Annotated in this window: 2 protein-coding genes; one reads left to right on the forward strand and one right to left on the reverse strand. The window is 56.2% G+C overall.

Features of this window, described 5'->3' with window-relative positions:
* Nucleotides 1-233 (forward strand): DUF481 domain-containing protein (locus B2W52_RS18875; RefSeq protein WP_286803899.1); only part of this gene is annotated, 233 nt, incomplete at its 5' end.
* Nucleotides 234-305: 72 nt separating this feature from the next.
* On the opposite strand, the gene B2W52_RS18880 is transcribed toward B2W52_RS18875, so the two are convergent.
* Nucleotides 306-502: DUF1722 domain-containing protein (locus B2W52_RS18880; RefSeq protein ID WP_286803900.1), on the reverse strand; the 197-nt coding region annotated here is incomplete at its 5' end.

The raw sequence follows: 502 nt of genomic DNA on the forward strand, positions 1-502 counted from the left end.
GAAAGTTTGATTACGCTCTGACCGCCAACTCCCTGTTCCGGCAGAAACTCAGTACCGAAATCGGCCTGGACGACAGCAACACCGTGACCGAATCGGAAACGTCACTGCAGGCGAACGTGATCGGGAACCTGTCCATGAAAGCCGCGTTCCGGGTGAAGCACCTGTCGGATCCCCCGGTTGGCTCTGAAAACACCGACACCGAAACCTCGCTGTCACTGCTCTATGGTTTCTGATTGAGAGCGTGAATTCGGGGTCAGATGAAAATTTCATCTGACCCCATTTTCATCTGACCCCAATTTTAGACTTCAGACGTTGTTTCTGAGGCCAAGCTCATCCGGGTAGGGGGTCAGGTACTGCTGGGCATGCAGGTAGTCAACCGGCTCCCTCCGCTGTGCCATGCGCAGCAGGGTCATCGGCACCACCAGAGGCACCTCGCCCCGGCGGTAAGCTTCCATCTGTTCCATCAGCACCTTGCGATCTTCGTCACCCATGGAATCCCGCA

Origin of the sequence: Marinobacter sp. UBA2498 (assembly GCF_002341575.1) — a bacterium.
GTDB classification, from domain to species: domain Bacteria; phylum Pseudomonadota; class Gammaproteobacteria; order Pseudomonadales; family Oleiphilaceae; genus Marinobacter; species Marinobacter manganoxydans.